Source organism: Marivita sp., from assembly GCF_022763305.1.
Taxonomy (GTDB): Bacteria; Pseudomonadota; Alphaproteobacteria; order Rhodobacterales; family Rhodobacteraceae; genus Marivita.
Window position 1 is genome coordinate 61,919 of the sequence record NZ_JALEGT010000062.1, and the last position, 13,859, is coordinate 75,777.

General features: G+C 61.5%; 16 protein-coding genes. 7 read left to right on the top strand and 9 right to left on the bottom strand.

Going from position 1 to position 13,859, the window contains the following annotated elements:
* Positions 1 to 23: 23 nt before the first annotated feature.
* Positions 24 to 1,463 carry an aldehyde dehydrogenase family protein gene (locus MRY75_RS12440; RefSeq protein WP_292308254.1) on the bottom strand — a complete coding sequence of 480 codons (1,440 nt, stop codon included), beginning with the start codon at positions 1,461 to 1,463 and terminating at the stop codon, positions 24 to 26.
* Positions 1,464 to 1,591: 128 nt separating this feature from the next.
* Here MRY75_RS12440 and MRY75_RS12445 point away from each other — a divergent pair, with 128 nt between their 5' ends.
* Complete coding sequence (locus MRY75_RS12445; protein WP_292308256.1) at positions 1,592 to 2,245, top strand: peroxiredoxin; 654 nt, start codon at positions 1,592 to 1,594, stop codon at positions 2,243 to 2,245.
* A gap of 64 nt (positions 2,246 to 2,309) precedes the next feature.
* On the opposite strand, the gene MRY75_RS12450 is transcribed toward MRY75_RS12445, so the two are convergent.
* From MRY75_RS12450 to MRY75_RS12465, 4 genes are read right to left on the bottom strand one after another with little or no spacing between them, the layout of a single operon-like run.
* Entirely contained in the window at positions 2,310 to 3,254 is a 945-nt protein-coding gene (locus MRY75_RS12450) for an OmpA family protein (RefSeq protein WP_292308258.1), read from the bottom strand.
* Positions 3,226 to 3,798 carry a peroxidase-related enzyme gene (locus MRY75_RS12455; RefSeq protein ID WP_292308260.1) on the bottom strand — a complete coding sequence of 191 codons (573 nt, stop codon included), beginning with the start codon at positions 3,796 to 3,798 and terminating at the stop codon, positions 3,226 to 3,228. The genes MRY75_RS12450 and MRY75_RS12455 overlap by 29 nt, the downstream gene beginning before the upstream one ends.
* Complete coding sequence (locus tag MRY75_RS12460) at positions 3,795 to 4,532, bottom strand: N-acetyltransferase (RefSeq protein WP_292308261.1); 738 nt, start codon at positions 4,530 to 4,532, stop codon at positions 3,795 to 3,797. Before MRY75_RS12460 ends, MRY75_RS12455 begins: the two co-directional genes overlap by 4 nt.
* The gene (locus tag MRY75_RS12465; RefSeq protein ID WP_292308263.1) at positions 4,529 to 5,251 is read right to left on the bottom strand and encodes a molybdopterin-binding protein; all 723 of its coding nucleotides are present in this window, start codon (positions 5,249 to 5,251) and stop codon (positions 4,529 to 4,531) included. The genes MRY75_RS12460 and MRY75_RS12465 overlap by 4 nt, the downstream gene beginning before the upstream one ends.
* A 46-nt stretch (positions 5,252 to 5,297) precedes the next feature.
* Between MRY75_RS12465 and sfsA the strand changes: the two genes are divergently transcribed.
* The 6 genes from sfsA to MRY75_RS12495 all read left to right on the top strand — a co-directional run bounded on the left by sfsA (position 5,298) and on the right by MRY75_RS12495 (position 10,568).
* Entirely contained in the window at positions 5,298 to 6,014 is a 717-nt protein-coding gene (sfsA, locus tag MRY75_RS12470; protein ID WP_292308265.1) for a DNA/RNA nuclease SfsA, read from the top strand.
* 91 nt (positions 6,015 to 6,105) lie between these two features.
* Positions 6,106 to 6,897 (top strand): type I methionyl aminopeptidase, encoded by a 792-nt coding sequence (map, locus tag MRY75_RS12475; RefSeq protein ID WP_292308267.1) that lies wholly within the window; start codon positions 6,106 to 6,108, stop codon positions 6,895 to 6,897.
* 12 nt (positions 6,898 to 6,909) lie between these two features.
* Positions 6,910 to 7,593 carry a hypothetical protein gene (locus MRY75_RS12480; RefSeq protein ID WP_292308269.1) on the top strand — a complete coding sequence of 228 codons (684 nt, stop codon included), beginning with the start codon at positions 6,910 to 6,912 and terminating at the stop codon, positions 7,591 to 7,593.
* Positions 7,594 to 7,673: 80 nt separating this feature from the next.
* Positions 7,674 to 8,759 (top strand): histidinol-phosphate transaminase, encoded by a 1,086-nt coding sequence (gene hisC / locus MRY75_RS12485; RefSeq protein WP_292308271.1) that lies wholly within the window; start codon positions 7,674 to 7,676, stop codon positions 8,757 to 8,759.
* A complete protein-coding gene (locus tag MRY75_RS12490; protein ID WP_292308273.1) occupies positions 8,756 to 9,667 on the top strand; it encodes a prephenate/arogenate dehydrogenase family protein in 912 nt (303 codons plus the stop codon). Before hisC ends, MRY75_RS12490 begins: the two co-directional genes overlap by 4 nt.
* A 7-nt stretch (positions 9,668 to 9,674) precedes the next feature.
* Entirely contained in the window at positions 9,675 to 10,568 is an 894-nt protein-coding gene (locus tag MRY75_RS12495) for an extensin family protein (protein ID WP_292308275.1), read from the top strand.
* A gap of 2 nt (positions 10,569 to 10,570) precedes the next feature.
* On the opposite strand, the gene fliP is transcribed toward MRY75_RS12495, so the two are convergent.
* Genes fliP through fliF form a run of 4 tightly spaced genes read right to left on the bottom strand, consistent with a single transcriptional unit; the run spans position 10,571 to position 13,798 of the window.
* Positions 10,571 to 11,299 (bottom strand): flagellar type III secretion system pore protein FliP, encoded by a 729-nt coding sequence (gene fliP, locus MRY75_RS12500; RefSeq protein ID WP_292308277.1) that lies wholly within the window; start codon positions 11,297 to 11,299, stop codon positions 10,571 to 10,573.
* 3 nt (positions 11,300 to 11,302) lie between these two features.
* Positions 11,303 to 11,599 carry a FliM/FliN family flagellar motor switch protein gene (locus MRY75_RS12505; protein ID WP_292308278.1) on the bottom strand — a complete coding sequence of 99 codons (297 nt, stop codon included), beginning with the start codon at positions 11,597 to 11,599 and terminating at the stop codon, positions 11,303 to 11,305.
* On the bottom strand, positions 11,592 to 12,203 hold the full coding sequence (locus MRY75_RS12510) for an ABC transporter ATP-binding protein (protein WP_292308281.1): 612 nt from the start codon (positions 12,201 to 12,203) through the stop codon (positions 11,592 to 11,594). Before MRY75_RS12510 ends, MRY75_RS12505 begins: the two co-directional genes overlap by 8 nt.
* Entirely contained in the window at positions 12,200 to 13,798 is a 1,599-nt protein-coding gene (gene fliF / locus MRY75_RS12515; RefSeq protein WP_292308283.1) for a flagellar basal-body MS-ring/collar protein FliF, read from the bottom strand. The genes MRY75_RS12510 and fliF overlap by 4 nt, the downstream gene beginning before the upstream one ends.
* Positions 13,799 to 13,859: the final 61 nt, after the last annotated feature.

A 13,859-nucleotide genomic window follows, 5' to 3' on the forward strand; every position in this document is an offset into this window, starting at 1 on the left:
GTGCCCCCTGCCCCAAGTCGGCTTTATTCGGCAGCCCAGCCGGAGACCGCTTTAACTTCGAGGAAGTCCTCGATCCCCCAGACACCGCCTTCGCGCCCGTTGCCGGACTGCTTCATCCCACCGAAAGGCGAGCCAGCAGAGCGGCCGACGCCGTTCATTTCCACCATGCCCGAGCGAAGCTGGCGGGCCAGCCGGTTGCGGCGCGCGCCATCCTGGCTTTGGACATAGTTGGTCAGGCCGTAGACCGTGTCATTGGCGACCTGCACGGCCTCTTCCTCGGCCTCGAACTTCATGATCGACAGGACCGGACCAAAGATTTCCTCGCGGGCGATGGTCATGTCGTTGGTGACATCGGCGAAGACCGTGGGGCGCACGTAAAAGCCCTTGTTCAGGCCTTCCGGGCGACCTGTGCCGCCGGTGACAAGGCGCGCACCTTCGTCGATGCCTTTCTGGATCAGGTCCTGGATTTTCTGCCATTGGGTCGCGTTCACGACCGGGCCGATATGGCGGCCTTCGGCGGAAGCCGGGCCGACGCTGACCTTGGACGCGATTTCGCCCGCCTCTTCGACGACCCGGTCGTAGATCGGGGCTTCGACCATCATGCGGGACGGCGCATTACACGACTGGCCGGTGTTCTGCATCATGTGCAGCACGCTGCGCTTGACCGCCTTTTCATCGGCATCGGCAAAGATCAAATTGGCACCCTTGCCGCCGAGTTCCAGATGAACCCGCTTGAGCGTGTCGGCGGCGGCCTTGGAAATCAGTTTGCCTGCACGGCTGGAGCCGGTGAAGCTGACCATGTCGATGTCGGGATGTGCGGACAGCTGGCTGCCGACGCCGACACCGTCACCGTTCACGAGGTTGAACACGCCCGGCGGGAAGCCGGCCTCGTGCATCATCTCGGCAAAGAGCATGGCGTTGAGCGGGCTTTCCTCGGACGGTTTCAGAACCATCGTGCAGCCCGCGATGGCAGCGGCACCCACCTTGAGGGTGACCTGGTTCATCGGCCAGTTCCACGGGGTGATCAGCGCGCAGACGCCAACGGCTTCGTAGATGATCCGGTCCTGAGGGCTGTGATCATTCAGCTGGCGATCGAAGTCGAACGACTTTGCCGCTTCGATGAAATTCTGCAGGTGCCATGTGCCCGCGCCAACCTGGCTGGCGCGCGACATATCGATGGGCGCACCCATCTCGAGGCTCATGGCCTGGGCCATTTCCTCGCCGCGTAACTGGTAGATCTCGAGCAGTTTTTCTACCAATGCGATGCGGTCGGCGGGGGGCATTGCCATCCATGACGGGAACGCATCCTTGGCGGCGGCAACGGCGGCATCGGTGTCGGCCTGCCCGCCCAGTGAGATCACCGCGCAGGGATCTTCCGTCGACGGGTCGATGACATGATGATCGCGCCCTTCGATGGGATCGACCCATGCTCCGTTGATGTAGAACTGGCGTTTCTCGATCATCTGATTGTCTCCCTCAGAGTGTTGCAGACGACACTGTGTCACCCCGGCCTTTCCCTCGCAAGGGGGTGTAACTGCGCCGCAGATTTCCTATGTAGCGGTCTGACTGATGAACCTGAAAGGAGGCAAACATGGGCCTGCGCATCAATGATGAAATCCCGAACCTGACCGTGGAAACCGACCAGGGCACGATCACCCTGCATGACTGGATCGGTGACAGCTGGGCGATCCTGTTTTCGCATCCCAAGGACTTCACCCCTGTCTGCACCACCGAGTTCGGCGCGGTCGCCCAGCTTGCCGAGGAATGGGAAAAGCGCGGCACCAAGGTGATGGGCATTTCCGTCGATGGGGTCGAGGACCACAAGAAATGGAAGGGCGATATCGAGTCGACCTCGGGCGCGAAAGCAGGTTTCCCGATCATCGCGGATGAAGACCTGACCGTGGCCAAGGCGTTCGACATGCTGCCTGCGGAATACGTACTGCCCGACGGCCGCACCCCGGCGGACAGCGCCACGGTCCGCGTGGTGTTCATCATCGGGCCGGACAAGAAGCTGAAGCTGTCGATGACCTATCCGATGACCGTCGGGCGCAACTTCGCGGAAGTGCTGCGTGCGCTTGATGCGCTGCAGACCTCGGCGCGCGAGAACGTGGCCATGCCCGCGAACTGGACAGTGGGTCAGGACGTAATCGTGCCCGTCGCGGTGAGTGATGCGGATGCGATTGCGAAATACGGCCAGATCGAAACGGTTCTGCCCTATCTGCGCAAGGCCAAGCTGCCGGCGTAAGAACCGACCTTTCGGAATCAAGGGAAAGGCCGGGGGTGGATCCTCCGGCCTTTTTCTATCGGGGTTACTCGACCGAGATCAGGACCGCTTCGACCCGTCGGTTGGCCTCGCGCCCGGCGGCGGTCAGGTTGGTCGCGCGGGGCGAGAGGTATCCCACCCCGTCCGCGGCGACCTGGGCCGACGACACCCCGCGCGCGATGACATATGCCTGCGCGGCTTCGGCGCGGCGGCGCGACAAGGCGACGTTGGCCTCGAGCGAGCCGGTGGCATCCGTGTGGCCCACGAAGGTGATCCGGCGCGTGGGATTGGCCATCAGGTAGGCGACGACTGCATCAAGCGATTGCACCGGGCCGTCCCCAAGCGAGGATGAGCCACTGGCAAAATCGAGATCTGCCAGGACCACGTGGCCCGTGCTTTCAAGTTGGGCCACAACATCGCCCGCATCTTCGGGAATGGTGACATCTGGGGCTGACGACACCGACAGCGCAGGTCGGCCCGGAGGTCCAACTTCGATCAATTGGACGAAGAGCGCTTCACCGTCCCGGCTGACCAGAAGGCTGAGGGCTTCTGTGGCGTTCGACGACTTGGCCGACAGGAAACGGTAGTCCGACAGGTCGACATACATGTTCGGGGCGCGCAGCACGTCGATCCCGAACCGGAAATCAAAACCGCCGCAGCTTTGGGTGCTGCATTCGAAGATGATGTCGTACCTGTCCGCCAACAATTGTTCGCGGAGCGGTCCCAGCACCTGGCCTGTCGTGATCCCGGCCCCCGAGATGCGCCAGGCGGTCCGCCGCACTTCGCCTTCAAGGCTCGCCACGGGCACACCCGATGCTTCGGTCCAGGCTGCAATCGGCAGGTCGTAGCTGCCTACAGGCGTGGTGCGGGACACGGTTTCCCGAGCGCCAAGCGGCAGCGCAAGGTCCAGCGCAACGGCAGGGGCGGCACCGATGCCCAGCGCCAGACAGAGGGTCAGACGGTCAGCGCGCCTGCGCGTGATACTCGTCATTGGGCCGCATATCCGTGGCGCTGGCCACGCGGTTGGTCATGTTGAAGAAGGCGGCGACATTCACGATGTCCCAGATGTCGCGGTCGGTGAATCCGGCATCCCGAAGCGCCTCGCGGTCGAATTCGGCGATCTCGGCGCTGGATTTCGTGATCTTTTCGGCAAAGGACAGCATGGCACGGTGACGGTGCGGCAGATCGGCGACGCGCCAGTTCATCACGAGCATTTCGCCCAGCTTTGGATCGCCCGACAAGTCACGCACCGCAGCGCCATGGGCGGTCAGGCAATAGAAGCACTTGTTGATCGAACTGACGACCACTGCGATCATTTCGCGTTCGAGCTTGCTCAGACCGCTGCCAGCCAGCATCAGGTCATTGTACATCGCCGTGAACGCGTTGAGCTTGTCGATGTCGAACGCGTAGGCGCGCAGCACGTTCGGGATCATGCCCAGCTTGTCCTGACAGACGTCGAAATACTTTTGCGTTTCGGGGGGCAAGGGATCGACCATCGGCAGGTTGAGCGCCGTGGGAAGAGTGTCTTTGGTCATTCTGTGTCGCTTGTGTTTGGCAGGATGCGGTAATGGTACTGTCCCACAACCTGCATCCCGAGGGAAGCATAGAGGCCGTTCGCCCCGGCGTTCACCTGCGTGCAGATGACGCTCATCCAATCTGCGCCGTTGTCTTTGGCCCAGTGCGCGGCCTGCCGCATGAGCCACGCCCCCATCCCCTTACGCCGTTGCGATTTCGCGATTTCGAGCGCGTGAACCATGGCGACGCCTTGAGAGATTGCGCAATAGGCCGTGCCCGCAGGTTTGTCGTTGAGCCGGCCGAGGATGCCGGTTTTCGGTCCCTTGGCACGCTCCATCACCGCAATCCGCGCTGGTCCGATCCCGCCGGCCGCCCAGATGTCCCGCATGATGGCCAGCGGTTCCCAAATGGCAAAGGCGAGGACGCGGGGAATGGGAGTATCGGTCAACCGGTCGATGGGGCAGACCCAGAGATTGACCGGGTCGATGATCTCGTATCCTCGGGCGGCAAGGGCGGCATCGAGCGCCTTTTCGCCTTCACGGATCATGAAAAGCGCATCCTGTCCCAGCATGCGCATGGCGGTTTCAGCAGCGGCGAGGTCTTCCTCGCGCCAATCGCCCTCGGCTGTGGCGGCGCTGACGCGTTTGCCGCCACCCGCCCCGTTGCGCAGGATCCACGGGCCCGCCGGTGTGCGGTCAGCCGGGGGCCATGTTGCTTCGGTAACCGCGTAAAGCGTCTGAACCGAAGGTGTCATGACGCAAAAAGCTCGGACAGGCGGGCCATCGCATGGTCCACCCGTGCGCCATCGCTGCCGCGCACCACGATGTTGGAGCCGTAGGCGCCGTTTTGCTGGAACGGGTAGGACCCGATGGAGAGTTCCGGGAAATCGGCGGCAAGCTGGCCGAGAGGCCCGGCGATGTCGCCTTCGCCACGATCCACCCGCAGTGTCTGGGACAGGATCGGTGCGCCACCGGTCAGTGTGGGAATGACGCTTGCGACCATGGCCTGGAACACCGACGGCACACCCGCCATCACATGCACGTTGCCGATGGTAAACCCCGGCGCGATCGAGACCGGGTTTTCGATCAGGGTTGCGCCATCCGGAATGCGTGCCATGCGTTTGCGGGCGTCGTTGAACTCCATTCCGCGGCTGTCGTAATGCGCCTGCAGGAGCGCCGCCGCATCATCGCGCACGTCAATGTGCACGCCAAAGGCTGCCGCCACGCAATCGGCGGTAATGTCGTCATGGGTCGGCCCGATCCCGCCCGAAGTGATCACCGTGTCATGCGCCGCGCGCAGGTCGTTCAGGGCCGAGACAATCGCGTCACGGTCATCGCTGACGATCCGCACTTCGCGCAGGTTGATCCCCACCTTGGTGAGTTCCTGCGCCAAATGGTGCATATTCGCGTCACGGGTCCGACCCGACAGGATCTCGTCGCCGATCACCAGCATGGCCGCGGTTGGATTGGGCATGCGCTGCCTCCTTGATCCGGGTTTTGCTCAGGTATAGGCGGGGCTTATGCGCTTTCAAACCCCTCTTGTTCCGGGCGTCCTGATCCGGCGATACAAACGCTTTCTGGCTGATGTCACTTTGGCTGACGGGCAGGAGGTGACGGCGCATTGCGCCAATCCGGGCTCCATGATGGGCTTGGCCGAACCGGGCATGCGGGTCTGGCTTGAGCCGAATGACGATCCGAAGAAAAAGCTCAAGTTCGGCTGGCGACTGGTCGAACATGGTGATGGGCATTTCACCGGGGTGGATACGGCGGTTCCGAACCGGATGCTGCGCTTTGCGCTCGAGGCACGTGAGGTGCCGGGGCTGGCCGATTTTGACACCCTGCGCGCCGAGGTCCCCTATGGAGAAAAGAGCCGGATTGATTTCCTGCTGTCCCGTTCCGGAGACAAGGACACTTATGTCGAAGTCAAATCCGTCACCCTGTCGCGTCTTCGGGGGCTCGCTGAATTCCCCGACAGCGTGACCGCGCGCGGCACCAAGCACCTTGGGGAACTGACCGAGATGGTGGCACTGGGGCATCGGGCGGTGATGCTTTATCTCGTGCAACGCACCGATTGCGACCGCATGACCCTGGCCGGGGATATCGACCCGGCCTATGCCCGTGCCTGGCAGGCAGCAACGGCTGCAGGCGTTGAAACGATGGCTCTGGATTGCCAAATCACACCCGAGGCAGTGCGCTTGGGCAAACCGATCCCGGTCTTGCCGCCGAATGAGCCCTAATGTCGCGCCACTGGCAAATCTGCGTTTTGGCCGCTAAAACCGGGAAAAGAGTTACTGGAGTGCCGGTGTGAACAACAATCACGATGGACGCATGACACGCGAAGGGATCCGCATCCACGAGGCTGCGGACTATGCCGGCATGCGCAAGGCCGGAGCGCTGGCAGCGCGCATCCTCGACGATGTGGCCGAACATGTTCAGGTTGGTCAGACAACCGGAGCGCTCGACGATTTCATCCGGACCGAAGTGGAAAAGGCCGGTGCAACCTCCGCCACCATTGGTTACAAGGGCTATCAGCACGCCAGCTGTATCAGCGTGAACCACGTAGTCTGCCACGGCATTCCCGGGGACAAGACCCTCAAGGATGGGGATATCCTCAACATCGACGTGACCGTGATCGTCGATGGATGGTTCGGGGACACCAGCCGCATGTATGTGGCCGGCAAGCTGAGCCGCAAGGCGGAACGGCTGATCCAGGTCACCCATGACGCGCTGTTCGTAGGGATCGAAGCGGCCCGACCCGGCAACACGTTCGGCGATATCGGCCATGCCATCCAGACCTATGTAGAAGCCAACCGCATGTCAGTTGTGCGGGACTTCTGCGGGCATGGGCTGGGACGGGTGTTCCACGCGCCGCCCAACGTGTTGCATTACGGGCGTCCGGGCACAGGCCCCCGGCTTGAGGAAGGGATGTTCTTCACCATCGAACCGATGGTGAACCTCGGCCGCCCGGAAACCAAGGTACTGGCGGATGACTGGACGGCGGTCACACGGGACAAATCGCTGTCGGCGCAGTTCGAGCATTCCATCGGCATCACGTCCGATGGCTGCGAGGTGTTCACGCCCTCGCCGGCGGGTCGGTTCCACCCGACCTACGACGCCTGACACACGCACCATATGGGCGCCGCTCCGACCCGCGTTCTGAGCATCGGATGCAGCTGCATCAACCGTTTTCAATTCGACTTCTACCAAAGCCGGAACCCCGGCAACGAAACGCAGTTCGTTCGGTCGCTGTTCGATTGGAACATCATCTCGCTTGTCGGCACCGAGTCGCTTCTGCGCCATGCGGTCGAGGGCCAACTGGCCAGCGTGCTTGGCGACGTCGGGCAGTATCACGTCAAATGGGAGGTGCTGGTGTTCCACCGGAACCTGCCCGGCGTCTGTTTTTTCCACGAACAGGACATCGCCCGTCGCTTTGACAATCCCGAACAAAGAGACATTCTGGTTCGCAAGCTGCTCCATCAGGCCGGGCCGTTCCTGTCCCCGGGATATCCGGGGCGCACACATCTGGTCTGGTCCAATATCCAGCCCAACCTGCCTGACACGGTCGATAACGTCACGCCATGGGAGGCGTTCCAGCTGACGGCTGACCGATATGAGACCATCACCCGGCTGGCTCGGGCCCTGTTCGGAGAAGACACGGGCTTTTCCTTCCTGAGCGTCGCAGACGACGTCGCCCCAGCGCTGATCGGGCATCCCGATGTGCAGGTGATCACCCTGCCCCGTGGACCCGAATACGAAGGTCCACCCACGCTCTACGACTCGCTCCTTGCGGGTATCGTTGCGCGGACACACACCTGAGTCCACAGCCCGATGGGATTGTTTGTCGCTTTCCCTTGCCTGTTCGCACCGCTAAACCGTCTGCCATAGCGGAGGCCCAGATGACGAAGATCACCCCACAACCCGGAATCATGGATATTGCGCTCTATGTCGGCGGCAAATCGCATGTCGACGGCGTGTCCAACGCGGTGAAACTCAGCTCGAACGAAAACCCGTTCGGGCCCAGCCCCGCCGCGCAGGAAGCGGTGCGGCGCTCGGTTCTGGAGCTGCATCGTTATCCGCCCACCGATCACGCCGCGCTGCGCACGGCCATTGCAGAAGTGCACGGACTGAACGCCGACCAGATCATCTGCGGCGTCGGATCGGACGAGATCATCGCATTTCTCTGTCAGGCCTATGCCGGGCCGGGTGACGAGGTGATCCACACCGAACACGGGTTTGCGCTTTACAAGATCGGCGCGCTGTCTGTCGGTGCGACCCCGATCGAAGTACCGGAACACGAACGCGTCACGGATGTGGATGCCATTCTCGCGGCCTGCACGGACAAGACCAAGCTTGTGTTCATCGCGAACCCGAACAATCCGACGGGGACGATGATTGGATTGGCCGAGATCGAACGTCTTGCCGAGAACCTGCCGCCCCAGACCCTGCTTGTCCTGGACGGTGCTTATGCGGAATTTGTCGACGGGTATGATGGTGGCGCCGGACTTGTTCATGCGCGCGACAATGTCGTGATGACACGCACCTTCTCCAAGATTTACGGGCTGGGCGGCTTGCGCATCGGGTGGGGCTATGGTCCGCAAGCGGTGATTGATGTGCTCAACCGAATTCGGGGGCCGTTCAACCTCTCAGGCACGGCTCTGGCCGCGGCCGAGGTTGCCGTTCGGGACACCGCCTATGTGGAGAAATGCCGCCTTGAGAACACAAGACTGCGCGCGTGGCTGGCCGAGGCACTGGCCGAACATGGCGTCCCCTCGGATACATCCATGGCGAATTTCGTCCTTGCCCGCTTTACCGATACGACCGAGGCAGAAGCCTGCAATCTGTACCTGCAGAAACAGGGGCTGATCGTGCGCCAGGTTTCGTCCTACAAACTGCCCTTCGCGCTGCGGATCACCGTCGGCGACGAAGCCAGCTGCCGGCGCGTAGCTCATGCCATCGGCCAGTTCAAGGCGGGTGCACGATGACTGCCATTTATGATCGTGTGGCCCTGATCGGTCTCGGCCTCATCGCGTCGTCGATGTTCTGGTCGATGAAGCGCGGCGGTTTGGCGGGTCACGTCACGGGATACGCCCGGAGCGCTGAAACGCGTGAGACTGCCCGCCGGATCGGGCTGTGCGACACGGTCTGTGACACGCTGGTCGAGGCTGTGGCGGACGCGGACCTTGTTGTTCTGGCCGTGCCTGTGGGCGTCATGGGACAGTTGGCTGAAGACATCGCGCCTCATCTCAAGCCCGGCGCGACAGTGACGGATGTGGGTTCGGTCAAGGGACAGGTGATCGCCGACGTGGCACCCTATATTCCCGATGGGGTGCATTTCGTTCCGGCGCATCCCTTGGCGGGCACCGAACACTCCGGACCAGAATCAGGATTTGCAACACTCTTCGACAACCGCTGGTGCCTGATTGTGCCCTCCGAAGGCAGTGATCCCGAGGCGGTCGAACTGCTGTCGCGCTTCTGGCGTGGTCTTGGATCGAATGTCGATGTGATGGAGCCGGACCATCACGATCTGGTTCTTGCCGTGACATCGCATTGTCCGCACCTGATTGCCTACACGATGGTTGGCGTGGCCGATGATCTGCGGCGCGTGACGGACAGCGAAGTCATCAAGTATTCGGCTGCAGGTTTCCGGGATTTCACCCGGATCGCCGCGTCTGATCCGACGATGTGGCGGGATGTGTTCCTGTCGAACAAGGATGCCACGCTCGAAATCCTCGGACGGTTTACCGAAGAGCTTTTTGCGCTGCAGAGGGCCATCCGCCAGGGTGACGGACCGCTCCTGCACGACTATTTTACCCGTACAAGAGCGATCCGCCGGGGGATCATTGAAGCGGGGCAGGATACGGCGGCACCGAATTTCGGACGATCGGGATAGCGTTGGCATGCGGGTTACGAGTGTACTGGTTTCAATCTGGATCGTTTTGGCAGGGGTGGCTGCGGCAGCCCCGGAGGCATCGCTGAGGCCCGTTGCTCGGGATGACGGGAATGCCGAACCGGTCCAGACAGCGCTTGCTGCGATCCGGCCAATGGCCCGTCCCGCGCTGCACGAAGCGTCTCTTGCGCAGCAGTTGACCCGGGAATTCGAGGGCAAGGCCGATCCGGGTTTCCAACGCGCTCTGGCCAGTCAGATCGGACTGACCACGCGGGCCTTTGCCGCGCTGTCGCCGCAGGCAACGGGTCTGTCGATCCGTCCGAACCTGCGCCCGGACAGCATGGTGCAGAGGGTGATGGCTCAACGTCGTGCGCGCAGCAGAGGCGCGATCTGTGGCGATCCGGACCTGCAAGGTGAAACCGTCGGCTTCGTTCCGGGACGGCTCTCTGCCTGCGGAATTCAGGATGCCGTCAAGGTCCGATCGGTATCGGGTATCCCACTCAGCCAGGAAGCGCTCACCGATTGTCCCACCGCCAAAGCGCTGAAAAGCTGGGTCGATAAAGGGGTGAAACCCGCCATCGGTACTGCCGGGGGAGGCGTATCGCAGATCAAGGTCGCAGCGCATTATGCGTGCCGCACCCGCAACAACCAGCCCGGCGCGCGGATCAGCGAGCACGGTCGGGGCCGCGCCATCGACATCTCCGGCTTCCGCCTGCGGGACGGCTCGGAGATCACGTTGGTGCAGGACTGGGGTCGGCGAGAAACCGGCGCCATGCTGCGCAAGATGCATCAGCGGGCCTGCGGTATCTTCGGGACGGTTCTTGGCCCGGATTCCGACCGGTTCCACAAGGATCATTTCCATTTCGATACAGCACGCTATCGCAATGGTGCGTTCTGCCGCTGACATCATTGGTATGACCTGACAAGACTGTCCGCGACCAACGCCCAACCATTGGCCACAACAAAGAAGGCCAGCTTGAACGGCAGCGATACGATCGCGGGCGGCACCATCATCATCCCCATCGACATCAGCACCGCTGCGACGACAAGGTCGATGATCAGGAAGGGAAGAAAGATCAGGAACCCGACCTGAAACGCGCGGGAGAGTTCGGACAGAAGAAAGGTCGAGATCAGGACCGAAAGGGGCGTGTCCGCGTTGGCCTCTGTCAGTGTCAGATCGGACCTGATGCGCGCCATGGTCGCAAAGGTGTCCGGATCGACCTGCGCCGCCATGAACACGCGAAACGGCTCGAAGCCGCGGCGAAATCCTTCCTCGACCGTAATGCGTTCGTCCAATAGCGGCTCAATTCCCTGCTCCCAAGACTGAAGAAAAACAGGTTCCATCACGAAGAAGGTGAGAAACAGCGCAATGCTCACAAGAAGCATGTTGGGCGGCGATTGTTGCAGACCAATGGCTTGACGCAGGATCGACATCACCGTGATGAGGAAGGGAAAACAGGTTACCGTCACAACGAGCCCGGGCGCGAGGCTCAGCACCGTGATCAATGCGATCAACTGCAGCGTGACCGAGGTGACAGACCCGCCATTGCCAAAGTCGAGCGACAGGCTTTGGGCCGAAGCACCGGAAGCCAGGCAGCAGGCAAAAAGCACGCAAAAGGCGCCAAGACCCCTCATCCGCTAGGCACCAGAAGGACCAAGATCGTTGACGTCGACGAGTCTCACGCAAAGCTGCCCTTGCTGTTCGCCGGTTTCACCGATTTCGAGGACCCCCATTCCAATGAGCCGTTCCCCGACATACAACTCGACAAGATCCTCGACACGCTTGTCCAGCAGCAGAACGGATCCTTCCTCGAGCTGAAGCAGGTCACGGACAAGCGGTCGGGCGCGCCCGACAGATACCATGATCTCGATCGGAACCTGGGTAAAAGCGGCGTCTGCCTTGCGAGACGCCGTGTTCTGAGGCGCGTTATCCATGGGCTCGCAACTCCGGTTGATCCGAATGGGTGTAAAGCGCGGCACGGACCGCAGCAGTGATCTGTGCCGTCACCTCTGACAGATCGACCGAGACCTCTCTGCGGCCAAGCCGCAAATCCGCGCGGCCATGCGGGATGTCCGAAGCCTCGATCACCGACACCGGCAAACTCGTTAAGGCGCCGTTTACGAACTGCGTCACATGTTCCGCAGCACCGGGCGCAACGGCAATCTGGACCTGAACTGTGCCCATATCTCTTGCGATGCGTGTCAGCTCGTCGGCGACATGCGCCCCCAACGACTCTCGGGCAAGCGATGGGAGGATTTTTTGCAGGATTTCGTCGAATAACGGACCCAGGTTCGCCAAGACCTGCGCATGCACTTCGTGATATGTGAACGACAGTTCCTGCAGGCTCTGGATGACCTCATCCGCCAACTGCGCACCTTCGTCGGTTTTTGCCTTGATCGCATCGTCCCAGCCTGCACGATAGCCCCTGTCGAAAGCTTCGAGCCGCTCGGTTTCAAGGATATCTTCCGAAACAGTTGGCAAGGATGCACCAGCGCGCGGGCTGCCAAAATCCTCGAGAAAGGCGGCAAGCGCAGTCATCGGGCGTCCTCCGTCCTTGGCTCGTCAAGCCAGCTGCGCAGCACTTCAACGGTTTCACCTCGCCGCTCGTCGATAAGCGTCTTGAGGCGCGCGACGGCGTCTTCTTTGCTCAGCACATCGGATCGGGTGTCTCTTGTGGCAAGCATTGCAAGGTCTTCACCGATATCGGGTTCGATGGTACCATTCAGAACGGGCAGTTCGCTGGCATGGGCGGGCTCGTCAGACGGCCGAGGCAGCGCTTCAATCGTGGTGCGCCGCCCTGGCATCAAAAGAGGTCGAAGCACAAAAAGCCCAAGGATCAGAGTGACCAGACCCAGTATCCCAAGCTGAACCAGTCGCATCATTTCGAGTTGCCCGGTAAACCAGCCCTGTTCGACCGGCGGAGAACCGACAGATTGCACCGGTTCAAAGGACAAAGACTTGAGTGTGATCACATCGCCTCGGGAGTCCTTGAAACCGACTGCCGAAGCTACGAGGTCCCGCAGAACCGCCAGCTCTTCTTCCGGAATAGGAACAAATGTCTGAACTCCCTGCGCATCGGTTTGAAGCGATCCGTTCACCATGACAGCGACAGTCAGTCGTTTGATCGCGCCCGGTGCTTTTGTGATTTCCCGTGTTGTTTGAGACACTTCGTAGTTCAGCCGCTCCCGCGTTTCGGCTGTTTGACGGGTCTCGCTCTCGGTCCCCGCAGCATCACCGTCGGGGAGGTTCGAGGCAACGGTGACGGAGCCCGGTCCCGCGTTCTCGGATTGGTCCGACCTCTCTTCGCTGTCCGAACTGATGACGAAACGGCTTTCGGGATCAAAGACACGTTCTGTAATCGATTCGGATTCGGTAATGGTTTCAAGGCCGACCTCCACAACCGCATTGCCCCGTCCCACACGCGCTTCGACCAGACGCAGAACCCGGTCGCGCAGCAAGTCGCTCCGATCCTTGTCGCGCGCCGCGCTGGCCAGATCCGAATCATCCGAAATCAGGCCAATTCGGAAATCGATTACGGAGACCGCTTCAGGCGCTAGTCCAGTCACGGCCGACGCAACCAGGTGGCGGATCGCCTGAACCTGCGCCCGTTCGATAGAGCCTGAACGCGCCGTGATGTGAACGGAAGCGCTGGCTGACAGGTCGGGCCGGAATGGCGTGTCGCTTCCCGTCGCTATGTGGACGCGCGCATTTGCGATGTTCGGTGAGGACACGATGGTTCTCGCCAATTCTCCTTCCTTTGCGCGCAGGTAGGCCGCATCGAACATCTGCGAGGTGGTTCCGAAACCTGACAGACCATCGAGAATTTCGTACCCTTGGCCTGTCGCCGCCGGGAGTCCTTCCGTTGCAAGGCTCAGACGCAGCTGGTCCCTGCTGTCCGCAGCCACGAGGATCGATGTGCCCTGCACCTCGAAAGGAAGGGATCTCTGCTGGAGAGACTGGATCACCTCACCTGCCACGGCAGGGTCAAGGCCGGAATAAAGCAGCGTCATACGCGGTTGGGTCACAAGGCGCGACATTGCGAGAACCGCAAGGAAAACAGCGATCGTTGCACCAACGACGATTGCCTTGCGGACGTTCGAAAGACTTTGCCAGATTGGCAATATGTTCTGCACCGTACCCCTCCGAAGCCAAAACATTCTGTTGCATCTTCGAGTCGCTTATTGCGCGTCGGTG

Coding starts and splice junctions, on each gene's coding strand:
- sfsA (WP_292308265.1), top strand. CDS start 5,298: ATGCGCTTTCAAACCCCTCTTGTTCCGGGCGTCCTGATCCGGCGATAC.
- MRY75_RS12480 (WP_292308269.1), top strand. CDS start 6,910: ATGGGCGCCGCTCCGACCCGCGTTCTGAGCATCGGATGCAGCTGCATC.
- MRY75_RS12460 (WP_292308261.1), bottom strand. CDS start 4,532: ATGACACCTTCGGTTCAGACGCTTTACGCGGTTACCGAAGCAACATGG.
- MRY75_RS12450 (WP_292308258.1), bottom strand. CDS start 3,254: ATGACGAGTATCACGCGCAGGCGCGCTGACCGTCTGACCCTCTGTCTG.
- MRY75_RS12495 (WP_292308275.1), top strand. CDS start 9,675: ATGCGGGTTACGAGTGTACTGGTTTCAATCTGGATCGTTTTGGCAGGG.
- MRY75_RS12440 (WP_292308254.1), bottom strand. CDS start 1,463: ATGATCGAGAAACGCCAGTTCTACATCAACGGAGCATGGGTCGATCCC.
- map (WP_292308267.1), top strand. CDS start 6,106: ATGACACGCGAAGGGATCCGCATCCACGAGGCTGCGGACTATGCCGGC.
- MRY75_RS12505 (WP_292308278.1), bottom strand. CDS start 11,599: ATGGATAACGCGCCTCAGAACACGGCGTCTCGCAAGGCAGACGCCGCT.
- MRY75_RS12455 (WP_292308260.1), bottom strand. CDS start 3,798: ATGACCAAAGACACTCTTCCCACGGCGCTCAACCTGCCGATGGTCGAT.
- MRY75_RS12445 (WP_292308256.1), top strand. CDS start 1,592: ATGGGCCTGCGCATCAATGATGAAATCCCGAACCTGACCGTGGAAACC.
- MRY75_RS12510 (WP_292308281.1), bottom strand. CDS start 12,203: ATGACTGCGCTTGCCGCCTTTCTCGAGGATTTTGGCAGCCCGCGCGCT.
- fliP (WP_292308277.1), bottom strand. CDS start 11,299: ATGAGGGGTCTTGGCGCCTTTTGCGTGCTTTTTGCCTGCTGCCTGGCT.
- hisC (WP_292308271.1), top strand. CDS start 7,674: ATGACGAAGATCACCCCACAACCCGGAATCATGGATATTGCGCTCTAT.
- MRY75_RS12465 (WP_292308263.1), bottom strand. CDS start 5,251: ATGCCCAATCCAACCGCGGCCATGCTGGTGATCGGCGACGAGATCCTG.
- MRY75_RS12490 (WP_292308273.1), top strand. CDS start 8,756: ATGACTGCCATTTATGATCGTGTGGCCCTGATCGGTCTCGGCCTCATC.